The organism is Streptococcus oralis subsp. tigurinus (assembly GCF_002356415.1).
GTDB lineage: Bacteria > Bacillota > Bacilli > Lactobacillales > Streptococcaceae > Streptococcus > Streptococcus oralis_F.
This window is the reverse complement of record NZ_AP018338.1, coordinates 1,291,730-1,309,951: the sequence shown is the minus strand read 5'-3', so window position 1 is coordinate 1,309,951 and position 18,222 is coordinate 1,291,730. Positions and strand designations below refer to the sequence as shown.

Annotated in this window: 21 protein-coding genes; all 21 read left to right on the top strand. The window is 41.4% G+C overall.

Annotated features, from left to right (window positions below; translation table 11 throughout):
• The first annotated feature begins 9 nt into the window (after window positions 1–9).
• The 21 genes from STO1_RS06625 to STO1_RS06525 all read left to right on the top strand — a co-directional run bounded on the left by STO1_RS06625 (window position 10) and on the right by STO1_RS06525 (window position 18,222).
• Window positions 10–621, top strand: a complete 612-nt coding sequence (locus tag STO1_RS06625) for a divisome accessory protein ZapJ (protein WP_096422513.1) — start codon at window positions 10–12, stop codon at window positions 619–621.
• 11 nt (window positions 622–632) lie between these two features.
• On the top strand, window positions 633–1,967 hold the full coding sequence (murC, locus tag STO1_RS06620) for a UDP-N-acetylmuramate--L-alanine ligase (RefSeq protein ID WP_000048097.1): 1,335 nt from the start codon (window positions 633–635) through the stop codon (window positions 1,965–1,967).
• A 9-nt stretch (window positions 1,968–1,976) separates the two neighbouring features.
• Window positions 1,977–2,444: a GNAT family N-acetyltransferase gene (locus tag STO1_RS06615; RefSeq protein WP_096422511.1), complete on the top strand. Its 468-nt coding sequence runs from the start codon at window positions 1,977–1,979 to the stop codon at window positions 2,442–2,444.
• Window positions 2,441–2,929, top strand: coding sequence for a GNAT family N-acetyltransferase (locus tag STO1_RS06610; RefSeq protein ID WP_096422509.1), 489 nt, complete (start codon window positions 2,441–2,443; stop codon window positions 2,927–2,929). The genes STO1_RS06615 and STO1_RS06610 overlap by 4 nt, the downstream gene beginning before the upstream one ends.
• Window positions 2,930–3,019: 90 nt before the next feature.
• Window positions 3,020–4,771 (top strand): endolytic transglycosylase MltG, encoded by a 1,752-nt coding sequence (gene mltG / locus STO1_RS06605; RefSeq protein WP_096422507.1) that lies wholly within the window; start codon window positions 3,020–3,022, stop codon window positions 4,769–4,771.
• A gap of 62 nt (window positions 4,772–4,833) precedes the next feature.
• Entirely contained in the window at window positions 4,834–5,316 is a 483-nt protein-coding gene (gene greA / locus STO1_RS06600) for a transcription elongation factor GreA (RefSeq protein ID WP_007521354.1), read from the top strand.
• 76 nt (window positions 5,317–5,392) lie between these two features.
• Window positions 5,393–6,757, top strand: coding sequence for an amino acid permease (locus tag STO1_RS06595; RefSeq protein WP_172843646.1), 1,365 nt, complete (start codon window positions 5,393–5,395; stop codon window positions 6,755–6,757).
• Window positions 6,758–6,858: 101 nt separating this feature from the next.
• The gene (locus STO1_RS06590) at window positions 6,859–7,269 is read left to right on the top strand and encodes a GNAT family N-acetyltransferase (RefSeq protein ID WP_096422505.1); all 411 of its coding nucleotides are present in this window, start codon (window positions 6,859–6,861) and stop codon (window positions 7,267–7,269) included.
• 59 nt (window positions 7,270–7,328) lie between these two features.
• Window positions 7,329–7,925 carry an HAD family hydrolase gene (locus STO1_RS06585; RefSeq protein WP_096422503.1) on the top strand — a complete coding sequence of 199 codons (597 nt, stop codon included), beginning with the start codon at window positions 7,329–7,331 and terminating at the stop codon, window positions 7,923–7,925.
• Window positions 7,926–8,072: 147 nt separating this feature from the next.
• A complete protein-coding gene (locus STO1_RS06580) occupies window positions 8,073–8,282 on the top strand; it encodes a helix-turn-helix transcriptional regulator (protein WP_001107502.1) in 210 nt (69 codons plus the stop codon).
• Complete coding sequence (locus STO1_RS06575) at window positions 8,272–8,745, top strand: DUF6773 family protein (protein WP_096422501.1); 474 nt, start codon at window positions 8,272–8,274, stop codon at window positions 8,743–8,745. Before STO1_RS06580 ends, STO1_RS06575 begins: the two co-directional genes overlap by 11 nt.
• The gene (locus STO1_RS06570) at window positions 8,735–9,223 is read left to right on the top strand and encodes a DUF6773 family protein (protein ID WP_096422499.1); all 489 of its coding nucleotides are present in this window, start codon (window positions 8,735–8,737) and stop codon (window positions 9,221–9,223) included. The genes STO1_RS06575 and STO1_RS06570 overlap by 11 nt, the downstream gene beginning before the upstream one ends.
• 117 nt (window positions 9,224–9,340) lie before the next feature.
• A complete protein-coding gene (locus tag STO1_RS06565; RefSeq protein ID WP_096422497.1) occupies window positions 9,341–10,801 on the top strand; it encodes a nicotinate phosphoribosyltransferase in 1,461 nt (486 codons plus the stop codon).
• Window positions 10,798–11,622 (top strand): NAD(+) synthase, encoded by an 825-nt coding sequence (gene nadE, locus STO1_RS06560; RefSeq protein ID WP_096422495.1) that lies wholly within the window; start codon window positions 10,798–10,800, stop codon window positions 11,620–11,622. The genes STO1_RS06565 and nadE overlap by 4 nt, the downstream gene beginning before the upstream one ends.
• A gap of 155 nt (window positions 11,623–11,777) precedes the next feature.
• Window positions 11,778–12,329: a GNAT family N-acetyltransferase gene (locus tag STO1_RS06555; RefSeq protein ID WP_096422493.1), complete on the top strand. Its 552-nt coding sequence runs from the start codon at window positions 11,778–11,780 to the stop codon at window positions 12,327–12,329.
• Window positions 12,330–12,492: 163 nt separating this feature from the next.
• Window positions 12,493–13,203 (top strand): thiol-disulfide oxidoreductase-associated membrane protein CcdA2, encoded by a 711-nt coding sequence (gene ccdA2, locus STO1_RS06550; protein WP_096422491.1) that lies wholly within the window; start codon window positions 12,493–12,495, stop codon window positions 13,201–13,203.
• 13 nt (window positions 13,204–13,216) lie between these two features.
• A complete protein-coding gene (locus STO1_RS06545; RefSeq protein WP_096422489.1) occupies window positions 13,217–13,780 on the top strand; it encodes a redoxin family protein in 564 nt (187 codons plus the stop codon).
• 9 nt (window positions 13,781–13,789) lie between these two features.
• On the top strand, window positions 13,790–14,902 hold the full coding sequence (gene msrB, locus STO1_RS06540) for a peptide-methionine (R)-S-oxide reductase MsrB (protein WP_096422487.1): 1,113 nt from the start codon (window positions 13,790–13,792) through the stop codon (window positions 14,900–14,902).
• A gap of 221 nt (window positions 14,903–15,123) precedes the next feature.
• Window positions 15,124–15,861, top strand: a complete 738-nt coding sequence (locus STO1_RS06535) for a response regulator transcription factor (RefSeq protein WP_096422485.1) — start codon at window positions 15,124–15,126, stop codon at window positions 15,859–15,861.
• A complete protein-coding gene (locus tag STO1_RS06530; protein WP_096422483.1) occupies window positions 15,858–17,549 on the top strand; it encodes a cache domain-containing sensor histidine kinase in 1,692 nt (563 codons plus the stop codon). The genes STO1_RS06535 and STO1_RS06530 overlap by 4 nt, the downstream gene beginning before the upstream one ends.
• 109 nt (window positions 17,550–17,658) lie before the next feature.
• Window positions 17,659–18,222 carry a TIGR01440 family protein gene (locus tag STO1_RS06525; RefSeq protein WP_049536990.1) on the top strand — a complete coding sequence of 188 codons (564 nt, stop codon included), beginning with the start codon at window positions 17,659–17,661 and terminating at the stop codon, window positions 18,220–18,222.

The following is an 18,222-nucleotide window of genomic DNA, read 5'->3' as shown; positions in this document are numbered from 1 at the left end:
AAATACAAAATGAAACAAGATCGATTTCCATTGGTGTCAGATGATGAGATTATGCTGACTAAAATGCCAGTCATGGACTTGTACGATGAGTCAGACTTTATTAGCAATATTAAGGGTGATTACCGCGATAAAAACTATTTGGAATGGTCTCCTATCAATGAGGAACAGGCTGTAACTCCCTCGGCAGCTAGCAAGGAGTCAGAACCAAACCCAGAACCTAAAAAAGTTGAAAAAACGTATGCTGAATTGGCTAGAGAAGAGGCGCGTGCGGATCTGAAGAAGAAACGTTCGGCCAAGTATTTGACTCAGGATGTTAGTCATACTAGACGACACAATGGTTCAACACTTGTTCGTCAAGGAAACCAACCAACAGCACCATTTCAAAAGGAAAATCCAGGTGAGTTTGCCAAGTTTAGTAAAAACTTGAGCCAGTCCCACTATATTCTAGCCGAGGAAGCTGGCCAGGTAGTGACTCCAACTCCGAAATCCCAGACGGGAAAGGCTAAAAAGAACAACTATGATTTTCTAAAGAAGAGTCAAATATATAATAAAAAGAATAAGCAAACGGAACAGGAACGTCAGGTTGCCCAAGAGTTGAATCTGACAAGAATTACTGAGTAAGGGAGAAAAACATGTCAAAAACATATCATTTTATTGGAATCAAGGGATCAGGGATGAGTGCCTTGGCCTTGATGTTGCACCAAATGGGACACAAGGTTCAAGGTTCAGACGTTGAAAAATACTACTTTACTCAACGTGGACTAGAGCAGGCAGGGATTACGATTCTTCCTTTTGATGAAAAGAACCTGCAAGGGGATCTTGAAATTATTGCTGGAAATGCCTTTCGTCCAGATAACAATGTTGAAATCGCCTATGCTGACAAAAATGGTATCAGCTACAAACGTTACCATGAATTCCTAGGCAGCTTTATGCGTGACTTTGTCAGCATGGGGGTTGCAGGAGCGCATGGAAAGACATCAACGACTGGGATGCTGTCTCACGTTTTGTCTCACATCACAGACACTAGCTTCTTGATTGGGGATGGAACGGGTCGAGGTTCTGAAAATGCTAAGTATTTTGTTTTTGAATCTGACGAATATGAGCGTCATTTCATGCCTTACCACCCAGAATACTCTATCATCACCAATATTGACTTTGACCATCCAGACTACTTTACAAGTCTAGAGGATGTTTTCAACGCCTTTAATGACTATGCCAAACAAATTACTAAAGGTTTGTTTGTCTACGGTGAGGATGCTGAGTTGCGTAAGATTACAGCCAATGCTCCAATCTATTACTATGGCTTTGATGCTGAGGGAAATGACTTTGTAGCTAGCGACCTTCTACGTTCTACAACTGGTTCGACCTTCACAGTTCATTTCCGCGGACAAGAGTTGGGTCAATTCCACATTCCAACCTTTGGTCGTCATAATATTATGAATGCGACAGCCGTTATTGGTTTACTTTATACAGCAGGGTTTGACTTGAACTTGGTACGTGAACACTTGAAAACATTTGCTGGTGTCAAGCGTCGTTTCACTGAAAAGGTTGTCAATGGTACTATTATTATCGATGATTTTGCCCATCATCCAACGGAAATCATTGCGACCTTAGATGCGGCTCGCCAGAAATACCCAAGCAAGGAAATTGTTGCAATCTTCCAACCACACACTTTCACTAGAACCATTGCCCTATTGGACGACTTTGCTAAAGCTTTGAGCCAGGCAGATGCTGTTTACTTGGCGAAAATCTATGGATCAGCCCGTGAGGTGGATCATGGTGACGTCAAGGTAGAAGACCTAGCAGATAAAATTAAGAAGAAAAGCCAAGTCATCACAGTTGAAAATGTATCACCACTCCTTGAGCATGATAATGCAGTCTATGTCTTTATGGGAGCAGGAGATATCCAAACCTATGAGTACTCATTTGAACGTCTTTTGTCTAATTTGACAAGCAACGTCCAATAAGAAAAAAGAATGGAAATTCCAATCACCATAGGACGGGTTACTTTATCGGATTTAGAAGAAATTGTAGCAATTGAAGAATCTTGTTTATCCTCAGAAGAAATAGTGAGCTACGAGTTTTTAGAAGAGAGTATCCGTAAGATTGCGGATACCTTTCTTGTAGCTAGAGATGAAAACCAGCTCGTAGGCTATGTTTTAGGAGAGTCTCAGTCTCTTCATCCCACATGGATAGAAATAAGATCATTAGCTATTCATCCTGACCATCGCGGGCAAGGCTTGGGGACCCTTCTTCTTGCTAGCTTGAAACAAGTGGCGGTGGAAGGAGGGTATGAGTATCTTCGCTTGACTTGTCCTGATGACTTGCTCTCTTATTTTGAGATGAATGGCTTTGTTGAGAAAGAAGTGACAGAAGCTTCATGCGCAAGATTTTTGGGATGGAATCTGATTTGGGCCAATCCTTTTGATCAGGAGGAAGTATGAAAATCAGACACGCAAGATTTTCGGATTTAGATCAAATTTTAGAGATAGAGCTGGAGAATTTCTCCCTTGAAGAAGCAATTCCTCGTTCGGTCTTTGAGGCGCATTTACAAGAAATCCAAACTAGCTTTCTCGTCGCTGAAAAAGAGGGACGTGTCCTTGGCTACATTGAAGGTCCAGTCGTCCCACATCGTCATCTACAAGATCAGTCCTTTACAGAAGAGATAAAAGACTATAGCCATCGACCTGGTGGCTATATCTCTGTGACTTGTCTCTCCATAGCTAAGGAGGCACAAGCCTTGGGCGTGGGGAAAAGACTTTTAAGGGCTCTGAAAGAAGTCGCTTTAGAACATGAACGAGAAGGTATCAACTTGACCTGTCATGACTATCTCATCCCTTATTATGAAAAACATGGCTTTGTTAACGAGGGAATATCCCAGTCAAGCTTTGCGGGTGAAAGTTGGTATGATATGGTTTGGCAACCTTAAAAAATGAGAATCATAGCTATAGAAAGGGATGTTTTGTTGCTTTTCTGTAACTTTTAAGATATAATATTATGGATTGTCAACAAGGAGGTAATGCTTTTGACTGAAAAATCAAGAGAAGAAGAAAAATTAAGCTTTAAAGAGCAGATTCTACGTGATTTAGAGAGAGTAAAAGAACAAGATAGAAGAGAGAAAGAAGTAGACATTCCAAATCTGACAGCTTCATCATCTCAAGCTAGTTCAGTAACTCCTGCAAATCCTGAATCGGATGCTTCAACAGAAGAGTTGATGGCTGATTCCCTATCTGTTGTCGATAAAATTCTAAAGAATGCGCCGAGCGTTCCCCCACTTTCGAGTGCTGAAACTGATGAAACGGATGAAAAAGAAGAGAAAGAGATTAGACAGCCTGTCATTGACAAGATTGAAGTTGTAGAATCTGAAGAACCTCTAGTAGAACCGATTCATCCAGCTGAAGAACCTGTAGTGGAGTCCGTTCAACCTAAGGTGGAACCAGTTGAACTTGAACCTGAAGAAAAAGAATTTAACGATACTCCGACCAAGATAGATGTGACTTATAAGACAGAAGAGGCCAATACATCAGTTCCTTCTTCTGAGAATAAAGCTGAAGCGCTAGTTTCGACTGAATCCTCAGACAGATTAACGGAGGAACCACGTCGTAACCGTCGCCGTAAAGGTAAAAAACCAACCAAGAAAAAGAAGAAATCAAAGGCCAAAGGTTTCCTAGTAACCTTTTTAGTCCTCTTGGTGCTTGTGGCTGCTGGTGGATACTTTGGATACGGTTACGTTCAAAACTCTTTGAAACCTGTTGATGCGAGCTCTAAGGAGTATGTGACAGTTCAAATTCCAGAAGGATCAAATGTGCAACAAATTGGGAGCACTTTGGAAAAATCTGGTTTGGTCAAACATGGACTTATCTTTAGTATTTATGCTAAGTATAAGGGTTCAGATTTGAAGTCAGGTTATTACAATTTGAAGAAGAGCATGAGTACGGATGACTTGATTCAAGAATTGCAAAAAGGTGGAACTCCTGAACCTCAAGAACCAGTGCTTGCGAACTTAACTATTCCGGAAGGTTATACCTTAGAGCAAATTGCTCAGACAGTAGGTCAACTCCAAGGTGATTTTAAAGAACCTCTTACTGCGGATGCTTTCTTGGCAAAAGCTCAAGATGAGACCTTCATCTCCCAACTAGTAGCCAAGTATCCAAACCTTCTTGGAAGTCTTCCAACAAAAGACAGTGGCGTTCGTTATCGCCTTGAAGGTTACCTTTTCCCAGCAACCTACACTATCAAAGACAGCACCACAGTTGAAAGCTTGATTGATGATATGTTAGCAGCTATGGACAAGGCCATGTCACCGTATTACACTACGATCAAAGAAAAGAATCTGACAGTTAATGAATTGCTCAGTATTGCTTCTCTTGTCGAAAAAGAAGGTGCTAAGACCGAAGATCGTAAATTGATTGCGGGAGTCTTCTATAACCGCTTGAATCTTGGTATGCCACTTCAAAGCAACATTGCTATTTTGTATGCTGAAGGAAAACTTGGCCAAAAGATTAGCTTGGCTGATGATACTGCAATTGATACTACGATTGATTCACCTTATAATGTTTATACACATCTTGGCCTCATGCCCGGACCAGTTGATAGTCCAAGCCTCGATGCGATTGAGGCAAGTGTAAATCAGACAAAGAGTGAGTACTTGTACTTTGTAGCTAATGTTGAAGACGGTAAAGTATACTTTGCAACGACAAAAGAAGAGCATGACCAAAACGTTGCAGAACATATCAATAGTAAATTAACACAATCAAGTAGTTCAAACTAAAATTATGTGGTTTTCCACATAATTTTGTTTTAAAAAAAGTAATAGAAAAGAAAGTTGAAAAAATGGCAGAAAAAACTTACCCAATGACCCTTGAAGAAAAGGAAAAACTAGAAAAAGAATTAGAAGAATTGAAACTCGTTCGTCGTCCTGAAGTAGTAGAGCGTATCAAAATTGCTCGTTCGTACGGGGATCTTTCAGAAAACAGCGAGTACGAAGCAGCTAAGGATGAACAAGCTTTTGTTGAAGGACAAATTTCAAGTCTAGAAACCAAAATTCGCTATGCTGAAATTGTTAATAGCGATGCAGTTGCCCAAGATGAGGTAGCTATCGGTAAGACCGTAACCATCCAAGAAATCGGTGAAGAGGAAGAGGAAGTCTACATCATCGTCGGTTCTGCAGGTGCGGATGCTTTCGCTGGGAAGGTATCAAATGAAAGTCCGATTGGACAAGCTTTGATCGGCAAAAAAACAGGCGATATTGTTACGATTGAGACACCTGTTGGTAGTTACGATGTCAAAATTTTAAAGGTTGAAAAAACAGCCTAAATAGCATGAAAATGGAGTAGTGGAGGTCTTGACTTGCTCAACTCCTTTTTGATTTTTTGAATAAATAGGAGACTATATGAGTTCAAATAAGAAAAAAAATAAAATGGAACGTGGTTTAACCAATCGCCATGTTCAGGTGATGGCCATTGCGGGGACAATCGGAACAGGACTTTTCCTAGGTGCTGGTCGTTCTATCAGCCTTACTGGACCTTCTATCATCCTGATTTACATGATTACAGGAGCCTTTATGTTTTTGATGATGAGGGCTGTTGGGGAGATGCTATATCAGGATCCAGAACAACATACTTTTATCAACTTTATCACCCGTCATTTGGGGAAAGGCTGGGGGTATTTCTCGGTTTGGTCTTATTGGTTGTCTGTTGTCTTTATCGGTATGGCAGAAATCACTGCGATTTCGCATTATGTTCAGTTTTGGTTTCCTTCTTGGCCTAGTTGGCTGATTCAGATTGTTTTTTTAACTATTTTGTCCTTGGTCAATCTGATTGCGGTTAAGCTCTTTGGAGAAGTCGAGTTTTGGTTTGCTATGGTTAAGATTGTGGCTATTTTAGCTATGATTGCAACAGGGGTCTTTATGGTCTTGACAGGATTTGAAACACCATATGGTGCTGCAAGTCTGGCAAATATCAGCAATCAATTCTCTCTTTTCCCAAATGGAGTCATGAACTTTGTTATGGCCTTTCAAATGGTATTTTTTGCCTATCTGATGATTGAATTTATCGGAGTGACAACCTCTGAAACGAAGAATCCTCGTCAGGTTTTGCCAAAAGCAGTTAAAGAAATTCCTCTCCGGATTGTCTTCTTCTATGGTGGAGCTCTATTAGCCATTATGTCTATTATTCCCTGGAGAGAACTTGCTTCTTCAGATTCACCATTTGTAACGGTTTTTGAGCTAGCAGGTATCAAGTGGGCAGCGGCTCTAATCAACTTTGTTGTCTTGACCTCAGCAGCGTCTGCGCTTAACTCAACCCTTTATTCAACAGGACGACACCTCTACCAGATTGCCCATGATTCACCCAATCGCTTCTTAAAAGCAATCAAGGCAGATACTCTCTCTCGCCATAATGTTCCACAAAATGCTATTATTGCTTCAGCAATCTTAATTGCTCTGGCTGCCTTTATCAATGTGTTGCCAGGTGTTTCAGATGCCTTTGCTTTGATCACGGCATCTTCATCAGGTGTTTACATCGCGATTTATATCTTAATTATGGTGGCCCATCTCAAATACCGCAAGTCACAAGACTTCATGGCGGATGGCTACCTCATGCCCCATTATCGTTTTCTAAATCCTTTAACCATGCTCTTCTTTATCTTTGTCTTTGTAACCCTCTTTTTACAAGAATCTACCTTTATGGGAGCAATTGGTTCAGCTATCTGGATTATCGGTTTCGGAATTTATAGCCAGTGGAAATTTAGAAAATAACTCATGAACTCATCAACTCAGCTTGGTGAGTTTTTTTCTAGTTTGACAGTCTATTGAAATAGGATTATAATCAAGCTGTAGTAGTTTATTAGGAGGTTTGGATGCACGTTAGATTGGAAAATAAAGCGTCCCAGAAAGCGCAAGAAATAGGGAATTTGATTCGTGCTTATAATCGTTCCAAAAGAGAAGAGGCTGAAAGCGAGCCCCTGAACCTTTATGTTGAAGATGAAAAGGGCAATCTCATGGCGGGCTTAGTAGCAGAGACTTTCGGAAATTGGCTGGAAATCGAATATTTGTTTGTGAGAGAGGAATTGCGAGGACAGGGAATCGGTTCAAAACTATTGGAGCAAGCTGAAAGTGAAGCTAAGAATCGAAACTGTCGTTTTGCTTTCGTCAATACTTACCAGTTTCAAGCGCCAGATTTTTATAAAAGCCATGGCTACAAGGAAGTCTTTACCTTGCAAAACTATCCCTACACAGGACAAAGATACTATTACCAAAAGGATTTGTAAGCTGAATATGAAAGTATAAATCAAAGAGGAAATCTTCACATCACTATGAAGGTGGGCTAATGGATATCATACTAGATATGGGCAACGTCTTATTAGAATGGAACAAGGATAAGATTTTACAAAGTATTTCGGATACGAAGGAAGAATATTTGGTTTTAGATAAGACCATTTTCCAGTCAGGACTTTGGGAAAGATTAGATCTTGGGACTATGACGAGAGAAGAGTTGGTGCTTAAAGTTGTGTCGATGATTGGAAGGGTCTATCAAAAGAAGGTCGAAGAAGTTATCTGGAATTGGCCTAGCTACATTGATATTTATAGGGAAGTCTTTCCTGTTTTGTCAGAACTAAAGAAAAAGGGGCATCACATCTTTGTCTTGTCCAATACCTCAAAAGTATTTTATGACTTGCTAGAAGACCAACTATCTCCCTTAAAAGAACTTTTAGATGGCTTTGTCCTATCCTGTGATATAAAAGCTATAAAGCCGGATTTGGCAATGTTTAAGGAGATTCTTGACAAATACCAGCTAGATCCCGCAAATTGTGTCTTTCTAGACGATATTGAGGACAATACAATGGCAGCTCAGAAATTGGGCATCAGGGCCTATCAGGTCAAGAAAAGAAGTGATGTCGTCGATATTTTGAAATCTTATATTTAAAGGCAACTCTCTCTATTTTTTGTGATAGAGAGTTTTTTTATTAATAAAATCTTACAAAATGACATTTATATATTGCATTAAGTTAGATATATGGTATAATGTTTTTAAAAGAAGCGCAACTTTTTAAGAATGTGAAGGAGGACGCTAGTGGCTAAAAATTTAAAGTTAAAATTAGCTCGGGTGGAGCGTGATTTAACACAAGGGGATTTGGCAGAAGCTGTGGGCGTTACTAGGCAGACTATAGGCTTGATTGAAGCTGGGAAATACAATCCTAGTCTCTCCCTCTGCCAGTCCATTTGCAGATGCTTAGGAAAAACATTAGACCAACTATTTTGGGAGGAAGAAGATGAAAAATAGAAAAAAACTTGTGATCAAAGATGAACGTACGGAAAAATTGGATGGAAAGATTTCAGGAGAAATTCTTCTGGGAATGTGCCTATTTTTGGCACTGGAAATTTTTGCCAAACTTTATATCTTCAATTTAACGCTTCTGTCCTATTTACCAGAATTACTTTTATTGATTGGAGTCGGTTTGTATGCCATTATTCGCCGCATGTATGTAGGAATTGACATTCGAGATATTGTTGAGAATACTGGAAAAGAAAGAATTTTATCTGCTTTGGGATTTTCTATAGTGATTTTACTGATTGATATGGTAGGTAATCGCGAGGAACTGGTCAGTCTATTGACTTGGAAGTACTCCCTAAAAGTGGTTCTAGCAGTTATCATCTATCTCGTTGGGAGTTATTCTATGGATAGAGTTATCCTATACTTGAATCGCAGAAATCAGCAAGTTTGGGAGGAAGAAGATGAAAAATAGATTTTTTTATTATCATTTACTAGACGAAAGAGAAGAACAACTGATTAACAAAGCTGGGACAGAGTCTTTTTATGTGTTTATCGGGCTCATTCTACTAAGTTATTTGGTGGCAGTATTAGCACCTGCTCTTTTTAATCCTGATATTCTTCTGGTTACCCTTCTTTTAGGAATTTTATTCTTTTTCAATCATGCACGACATCTTGGAGTGACCTACTATAGTCGTTTTCATTTTACAATTATAGGGTGTTTGCTGGTAACTCTCGCTATTACGACTCTCTTGATGTTGCAGAATTATCAATTCAACATAGAAATTTATCAGCACAATCCTTTGAACTTTAGATACTTGTCTGCTTGGGTGATTACTTATCTGATTTACATTCCTTGGGTTTTTATCGGCAATCTTGGTCTTAAGAGCTATGGAGAATGGGCTCAGAAAAAGTTTGAGCAAGATATGGATGAACTGGAGAATGGAGAATAGCTTGTTAGCTTTTTATCAATCTCGGTAAAATGTGTTATAATAGTACTAAATTTATCGGATGGTGTGAAAGTGGTAGAATACGTTCATACCTTTATAAAGAAGGAAGAAGGAAAACAGATGTATCCAGATGATAGTTTGACATTGCACACGGACTTGTACCAGATCAATATGATGCAAGTTTACTTTGACCAAGGGATTCACAATAAAAAGGCGGTCTTTGAAGTTTATTTCCGCCAGCAACCTTTTCAGAATGGTTATGCAGTTTTTGCTGGTTTGGAAAGAATTGTGAACTATCTTAAAGACTTGCGTTTTTCAGACAGTGATATCGCCTACTTGGAGTCGCTTGGCTATCATGGGGCGTTCTTAGACTACCTCCGCAATCTCGAGTTGGAGTTGACGGTTCGTTCTGCCCAGGAAGGGGACTTGGTTTTTGCTAATGAGCCAATTGTTCAAGTTGAAGGCCCTCTAGCCCAATGCCAATTGGTCGAAACAGCTCTCTTAAACATCGTTAACTTTCAAACCTTGATAGCGACTAAGGCGGCACGTATTCGTTCGGTTATTGAAGATGAACCCTTGATGGAGTTTGGGACACGTCGTGCGCAAGAAATGGATGCAGCTATCTGGGGAACACGCGCAGCCGTGATTGGTGGCGCCAATGGAACCAGCAATGTGCGTGCAGGGAAACTCTTTGGTATTACAGTATTGGGGACTCATGCCCATGCCTTGGTACAGGTTTATGGAAACGACTATGAAGCCTTCAAGGCTTATGCGGCGACCCATCGTGATTGTGTCTTTCTAGTGGATACTTATGATACGTTGCGAATCGGTGTGCCGGCTGCTATTCAGGTGGCGCGTGAGTTAGGTGATAAGATCAATTTTAAAGGTGTTCGTATCGACTCTGGGGATATTGCCTACATTTCCAAGAAAGTCCGTCAGCAACTGGATGAGGCTGGATACCCAGATGCCAAAATTTACGCTTCCAATGACCTAGATGAAAATACCATCCTTAACCTCAAAATGCAACACGCTAAGATTGACGTTTGGGGGGTGGGTACCAAGCTGATTACAGCCTATGATCAGCCAGCTCTTGGGGCAGTTTATAAGATTGTAGCTATCGAAGATGAGAATGGTCGTATGCGCAATACCATCAAACTATCTAATAATGCTGAAAAAGTGTCAACGCCAGGTAAGAAGCAGGTATGGCGCATTACTAGTCGTGAAAAAGGTAAGTCAGAAGGTGACTACATCACCTATGATGGTGTTGATGTGAGCGGCATGACTGAAATCAAGATGTTCCATCCAACTTATACCTACATCAAAAAGACCGTTCGAAATTTTGATGCTGTCCCTCTCTTGGTGGATATTTTTAAAGAAGGAACATTAGTTTACAGCTTGCCTAGTTTGACTGACATTCAGGATTATGCCCGTAAGGAATTCGACAAGCTATGGGATGAATACAAGCGCGTATTGAATCCACAGCACTATCCAGTAGACTTGGCGCGTGATATTTGGCAAGATAAGATGGATTTGATTGATAAGATGCGCAAAGAAGCCCTTGGTGAAGGAGAAGAAGAATGAGTTTGCAAGAGACCATTATCCAGCAACTGGGTGTCAAGCCAGTGATTGACGCTCAGGAAGAAATCCGTCGTTCGATTGATTTCTTAAAGAGATACTTGAAAAAACACCCCTTCCTTAAAAGTTTTGTTCTAGGAATTTCTGGAGGACAGGACTCGACTTTAGCGGGACGCTTGGCGCAATTAGCTATGAAAGAAATGCGAGCAGAGACAGGAGATGACAGCTACCAATTTATCGCTGTCCGCCTGCCCTATGGCGTGCAAGCTGATGAAGCAGATGCTCAAAAAGCCCTTGATTTCATCCAACCAGATGTCAGTCTAGTTGTAAATATCAAGGAATCAGCTGATGCTATGACAGCTGCAGTCGAAGCGACAGGAAGTCCTGTTTCAGACTTTAACAAGGGCAATATTAAAGCTCGTAGTCGTATGATTGCCCAATATGCCCTTGCGGGTGCCCATAGCGGAGCGGTCATTGGAACAGACCATGCTGCGGAAAATATCACAGGTTTCTTTACTAAGTTTGGTGACGGCGGTGCGGATATTCTTCCTCTTTACCGACTCAATAAACGCCAAGGAAAACAACTCTTGCAGGAACTTGGTGCAGACCCAGCCCTTTATGAAAAAATCCCAACAGCAGACCTAGAAGAAGACAAGCCGGGTTTGGCTGACGAAGTCGCTCTTGGAGTCACTTATGCAGAGATTGATGACTACCTAGAAGGCAAAACAATCAGCCCAGAAGCTCAAGCAAGGATCGAAAACTGGTGGCATAAAGGCCAACACAAACGCCACTTACCCATCACCGTCTTTGATGACTTTTGGGAGTGAAAACCTCCAGTGGAGGTTTTCAGCCCGAGTCTAAAAATAAGAAAACGAGGCAGGTCCGGGGGACCTTTTTAGCTTATTATCTTGAGATTCGAAAGCAAAACAAGTTTCAATGGAGATTGAACAAAGAATCACCTATCAGAAAGCGAGGTAACATTATGAAAGCAATCGGTACGCAAATGTTACAGACTGAACGTTTAATCTTGAGAAGATTTGTGGAGAGTGATGCGGAAGCCATGTTTCAAAATTGGGCTTCGTCTGCTAAGAATCTGACCTATGTCACCTGGGATCCTCATCCTGATGTTGAGGTGACTCGGAACTCGATTCGAAATTGGGTTGCATCCTATACTAATCCCAACTATTACAAATGGGCTATTTGTCTCAAAGAAAACCCTGAGCATGTGATAGGAGATATCAGTATTGTTGAAATGGATGAGCTTGACTCTAGCTGTGAGATTGGGTATGTTTTAGGAAAAAACTTTTGGGGCCGAGGTATGATGACAGAGGCCTTGAAAGCTGTGCTAGACTTCTGTTTTACTCAAGCAGGCTTTCAAAAAGTCAGAGCTCGTTACGCCAGTCTCAACCCAGCTTCAGGCCGTGTCATGGAAAAAGCGGGAATGTCTTATCTAAAAACCATTGCCAATGGTGTGGAGAGAAAAGACTACGTTGCGGACCTTATTTATTACCAGATAAGCAGGGAAGATAGGTGATTTTCTTTTCTGTTTCTATCAAAGTCAGACCTTGTCTGGCTTTTTTTGTGCAAAATTTCTAAATAAACTGATTAAATTCCTATTTTTGCCTATCATTGTCCCTGTTTTTTCTGGAGTTTTGGGGATATAATAGACCTATCAAATCAAAGAATGGAGGAAGGCAATGGACAATGTAATCTTTTTTATTAGTGTTTTTCTTGCTGGAATTCTTTCCTTCTTTTCTCCTTGTATTTTACCCTTGTTGCCAGTCTATGCAGGAGTCTTATTGGATGATAAGAATGATGCTCAGGCTTCTAGCGGAAAATTTTCAATCTCAGTTGTAAGTTTATTGCGAACTCTGGCCTTTATAGCGGGGATTTCCTTTGTTTTTATCTTACTGGGTTATGGAGCTGGTTTTTTAGGCAATTTGCTGTATGCTTCTTGGTTTCAGTATGTGACGGGTGCGATTATCATTCTCTTGGGCTTGCACCAGATGGATGTTTTACATTTGCAGGGACTCTACAAGGAAAGAAGGCTACAATTAAAGAGACAGGGTCAAAATGCTAACGGCTATAGTCAGGCATTTTTACTGGGGTTGACCTTTAGTTTTGCTTGGACACCGTGTGTAGGGCCGGTTTTGGGCTCTGTTTTGGCTTTGGCGGCTTCAGGTGGTTCAGGAGCTTGGCAGGGAGCTGGTCTCATGTTAGTCTATACGCTGGGATTGGCGCTACCATTTTTAGTTCTAGCTCTCGCCTCCAGCTATGTTTTGAAACATTTCCGAAAACTGCATCCTTACCTCGGAATCCTCAAAAAAGTGGGTGGTTTCCTCATTATCCTGATGGGAATCTTGGTGCTTTTGGGAAATGCTTCCATTTTGACTACATTATTTGAATAGAGAGGAAAAAGAAATGAAAAAATGGCAAACATGTCTCCTTGGAGTAGGCTCAATTTGTTGCTTGGCAGCCTGTTCGGCTAAAAACATGTCAGACGAGTCTACTATGAAGGAGCAATCCAAAACAGAACAAGTTAGTTCACAAACTGCCACTAAAGGTCAGGCGGTTGCTGATTTTGAACTGACAGGTGTAGATGGCAAGACCTATCGTTTGTCTGATTATAAGGGCAAGAAAGTCTATCTCAAATTCTGGGCTTCTTGGTGTTCCATCTGTCTAGCCAGCCTTCCAGATACGGACGAAATCGCTAAAGAAGCTGGTGATGACTATGTGGTCTTGACAGTGGTGTCTCCTGGACACAAGGGGGAGCAATCTGAAGCAGACTTTAAGAACTGGTACAAGGGCTTGGATTATAAAAATTTTCCAGTTCTAATTGATCCATCAGGCAAACTTTTGGAAAGTTATGGTGTCCGTTCTTACCCCACTCAAGCCTTTATAGACAAGGAAGGCAAGCTGGTCAAAACGCAACCAGGTTTTATGGATAAGGATATGATTTTAAAAGAATTAAAAGAAATGGGGTAGAGAAAGGCTATGAATGATAAAGTAAAACTTTTTGTCTTGGCAGGGGTCATTCTTCTAGCCATAACCGGTTTCTATTTTCTATTGATGCGAAATGCAGGGCAGACAGATAGCTCGCAAATTGAGAAAGCATCCGTTAGCCAAGGAGGAAAAGCAGTGAAAAAAACAGAAGTGAGTAAAGACGCAGACTTGCACGAAATTTATCTAGCTGGGGGATGTTTCTGGGGAGTGGAGGAATACTTCTCACGCGTGCCTGGAGTGACAGATGCCGTTTCAGGCTATGCAAATGGTAGAGGGGAAACAACCAAGTACGAATTGATTAACCAAACAGGACATGCGGAGACTGTCCATGTCACTTACGACGCCAACCAAATTTCCCTCAAGGAAATCTTGCTACATTACTTCCGCATTATCAATCCAACCAGCAAAAATAAACAAGGAAATGATGTGGGGACCCAGTACCGTACTGGCGTTTATTACACAGATGACAAGGATTTAGAGGTGATTAACCAAGTCTTTGATGAGGTGGCTAAGAAATACGATCAACCTCTGGCAGTTGAAAAGGAAAACTTGAAGAATTTTGTGGTGGCGGAAGATTATCACCAAGACTACCTCAAGAAAAATCCAAATGGCTACTGCCATATCAATGTTAATCAGGCTGCCTATCCTGTCATCGATGCCAGCAAATATCCTAAACCAAGTGATGAGGAATTGAAAAAGACCTTGTCACCTGAGGAGTATGCAGTTACCCAGAAAAATCAAACAGAACGAGCTTTTTCAAACCGCTACTGGGATAAATTCGAATCTGGTATCTATGTGGATGTGGCAACTGGCGAACCCCTCTTTTCATCAAAAGACAAGTTTGAGTCTGGTTGTGGCTGGCCTAGTTTCACCCAACCCATCAGCCCAGATGTTGCCACCTACAAGGAAGATAAGTCTTACAATATGACGCGCATGGAAGTGAGAAGTCGAGTTGGAGATTCTCACCTTGGCCATGTCTTTACAGATGGGCCTCAGGACAAGGGTGGCTTGCGCTACTGTATCAATAGTCTTTCTATCCGCTTTATTCCCAAAGACCAAATGGCAGAAAAAGGCTACGCTTATTTACTAGATTATGTCGATTAGTACTCTTCGAAAATCTCTTCAAACCACGTCAACGTCGCCTTGGATTATATATGTGACGGACTTTGTCAGTTTTATCTACAACCTCAAAACTGTACTTTGAGCAACCTGCTGCTAGTTTCCTAGTTTGCTCTTTGATTTTCATTGAGTATAAGAAGTATTTCCTAAGCAGGTAGAGGAGAATTTTGCTATACTGATACTAGTAAGTGACAAAGGAGCAGAGCATGACCTACACAATCTTAATCGTAGAAGATGAATATCTGGTAAGACAAGGCTTGACCAAGCTGGTCAATGTAGCAGCCTACGATATGGAAATCATCGGTCAGGCTGAAAATGGAAGACAGGCTTGGGAATTGATACAACAACAAGTGCCGGATATCATTTTAACCGATATCAACATGCCTCAGCTAAATGGCATCCAGTTGGCCAATCTGGTCCGAGAAACCTATCCACAGGTTCACCTAGTTTTTTTGACAGGTTACGATGATTTTGATTATGCCTTGTCTGCTGTCAAACTAGGTGTCGATGACTATCTGCTCAAGCCCTTTTCTCGTCAGGATATTGAGGAAATGTTGGGGAAAATCAAGCAAAAGTTGGATAAGGAAGAGAAAGAAGAGCAGTTACAAGATTTATTAACCGATAAGTTTGAAGGAAACATGGCCCAGAAAATCCAGTCCCACCTGGCTGATAGCCAGTTTAGTTTGAAGTCTTTGGCCAGTGACTTGGGCTTTAGTCCGACTTATCTGAGCTCCTTGATTAAGAAAGAGTTGGGCATACCCTTTCAGGATTATTTAGTGCGAGAACGTGTCAAACAAGCCAAGCTCTTGCTTCTGACCACAGATCTGAAGATTTATGAGATCGCAGAGAAAGTTGGTTTTGAGGATATGAACTACTTTACCCAACGTTTTAAACAGATTGCAGGTGTGACACCTCGTCAGTTTAAGAAGGGAGAAGGCCGATGAAGCGTTCTTCTCTCCTGGTCAGAATGGTCATTTCCATCTTTCTGGTCTTTCTCATTCTCCTAGCTGTGGTTGGGACCTTCTACTATCAATCTAGTTCATCAGCCATTGAGGCTACCATTGAAGGCAATAGCCAAACGACCATCAGCCAAACTAGCCACTTTATTCAGTCTTATATCAAAAAATTAGAAACCACCTCTACCAGTTTGACCCAGCAGAAGGATGTGTTAGCCTATGCTGAGAATCCTAGTCAAGATAAGGTCAAGGAAATCCGAGATCTGTTTTTGACTATCCTAAAGGCAGACCAGGACTTGAAAACGGTGGTACTGGTCACCAAATCCGGTCAGGTTATTTCTACAGATGACAGTGTGCAGATGAAAACCTCCTCTGATATGATGGCTGAGGATTGGTACCAAAAGGCTATTCATCAGGGAGCTAAGCCAGTTTTAACCCCAGCTCGTAAATCGGATAGTCAGTGGGTTATTTCTGTCACTCAAGAACTGGTTGATGCAAAGGGAGCCAATCTTGGTGTGCTTCGCTTGGACATTTCTTATGAAACTCTGGAAGCCTATCTCAACCAACTCCAGTTGGGCCAGCAGGGCTTTGCCTTTATCATCAATGAAAACCATGAATTTGTCTACCATCCGCAACACACAGTTTATAGCTCGTCTAGTGAAATGAAGGCAATGAAACCCTACATCGAGACGAGACAGGGCTATACGCTGAATCATCAATCCTATGTCAGTCAGGAACAGATTGCAGGAACTGATTGGACGGTTATAGGCGTGTCTTCGTTGGAGAAGTTAGACCAGGTTCGGAGTCAACTCATGTGGACCTTTCTTGCTGCTAGTGCCTTATCTCTTCTTGCCTGTATCTGCTTGGTGTGGTTCAGTCTCAAACGCTGGATTGCCCCTTTGAAGGACCTGAGAGAAACCATGCTGAAAATTGCTTCTGGTACACAAAATCTTCGTGCTAAGGAAGCTGGCGCCTATGAACTGAGAGAAGTGACTCGCCAGTTTAATGCCATGTTGGATCAGATTGATCAGCTGATGGCAGATGTGCGCAGGCAGGAAGAAGCGACCCGGCAGTATGAACTTCAAGCCTTGTCAAGCCAGATTAACCCCCATTTCCTCTATAATACTTTGGACACTATCATCTGGATGGCTGAGTTTCAGGATAGTCAGCGAGTGGTTCAGGTGACTAAGTCCTTGGCAACCTATTTCCGCTTGGCGCTCAATCAAGGAAAGGACTTGATTTCTCTTTCTGATGAAATCAATCATGTCCGCCAGTACCTCTTTATCCAGAAACAACGTTATGGGGATAAGCTGGAGTATGAAATTGCTGAAGATCCTGACTTTGATAATTTAGTCTTGCCTAAACTGGTGCTACAACCCCTAGTAGAAAATGCTCTTTATCACGGCATCAAGGAGAAAGATGGACAGGGACATATTAAAGTTTCCGTCCATAAAAAGGATTCAGGACTAATCATCCGCATTGAGGATGATGGCGTTGGTTTCCAAAATCCTGACGATAGTAGTCAAAGTCAGCTCAAACGTGGGGGAGTTGGTCTTCAAAATGTCGACCAACGACTCAAACTTCATTTTGGAGACAATTACCAGATGAAGATTAATTCTGCACCCGAAAAAGGGACGACAGTTGAAATATACATCAATAAATTAGCAACTAGCTAACTCCCAGTCAATTCTGGGAGTTTTGCTATTAAAAATCAGAATGATTAGTTGGCCTTGATAAAATCAGTAAAAAAAGATATGATAGATAGTAACAAAAGAGGTATCAAGTATGACGGAAAAAGACATTCAAAGAGCAACAAGCCAGATTGTTGAAGATGTATTAGAAAAGGCTGATTTGAAGCAAGGAGCTATCTTTGTTTTGGGCCTTTCTTCTAGTGAGGTGATAGGTGGCCAGATTGGCAAGGAATCCAGCCAAGAAATTGGGGAAATCATTGTGAAGACGATCCTAGATATCCTGGGAGGGAAAGGAATTCATCTAGCCGTTCAAGGTTGTGAACATGTCAATCGAGCCCTCGTCGTTGAACGTCAGGTGGCAGAGCAGTTTGGTCTTGAAATCGTCAGTGTCCTTCCTACACTTCATGCAGGAGGTTCGGGTCAATTGGCAGCCTTCAAGTTTATGCAGGATCCAGTTGAGGTTGAATTTATCAAGGCTCATGCAGGGATTGATATCGGAGATACTGCAATTGGCATGCATGTCAAGCATGTGCAGGTACCGATTCGTCCTGTACTACGAGAGATTGGGCATGCCCATGTAACGGCTCTCGCAAGTCGTCCAAAATTAATTGGAGGTGCGCGTGCGCAGTATCCAGAAGATTCTATCAGAAAGTCGTGA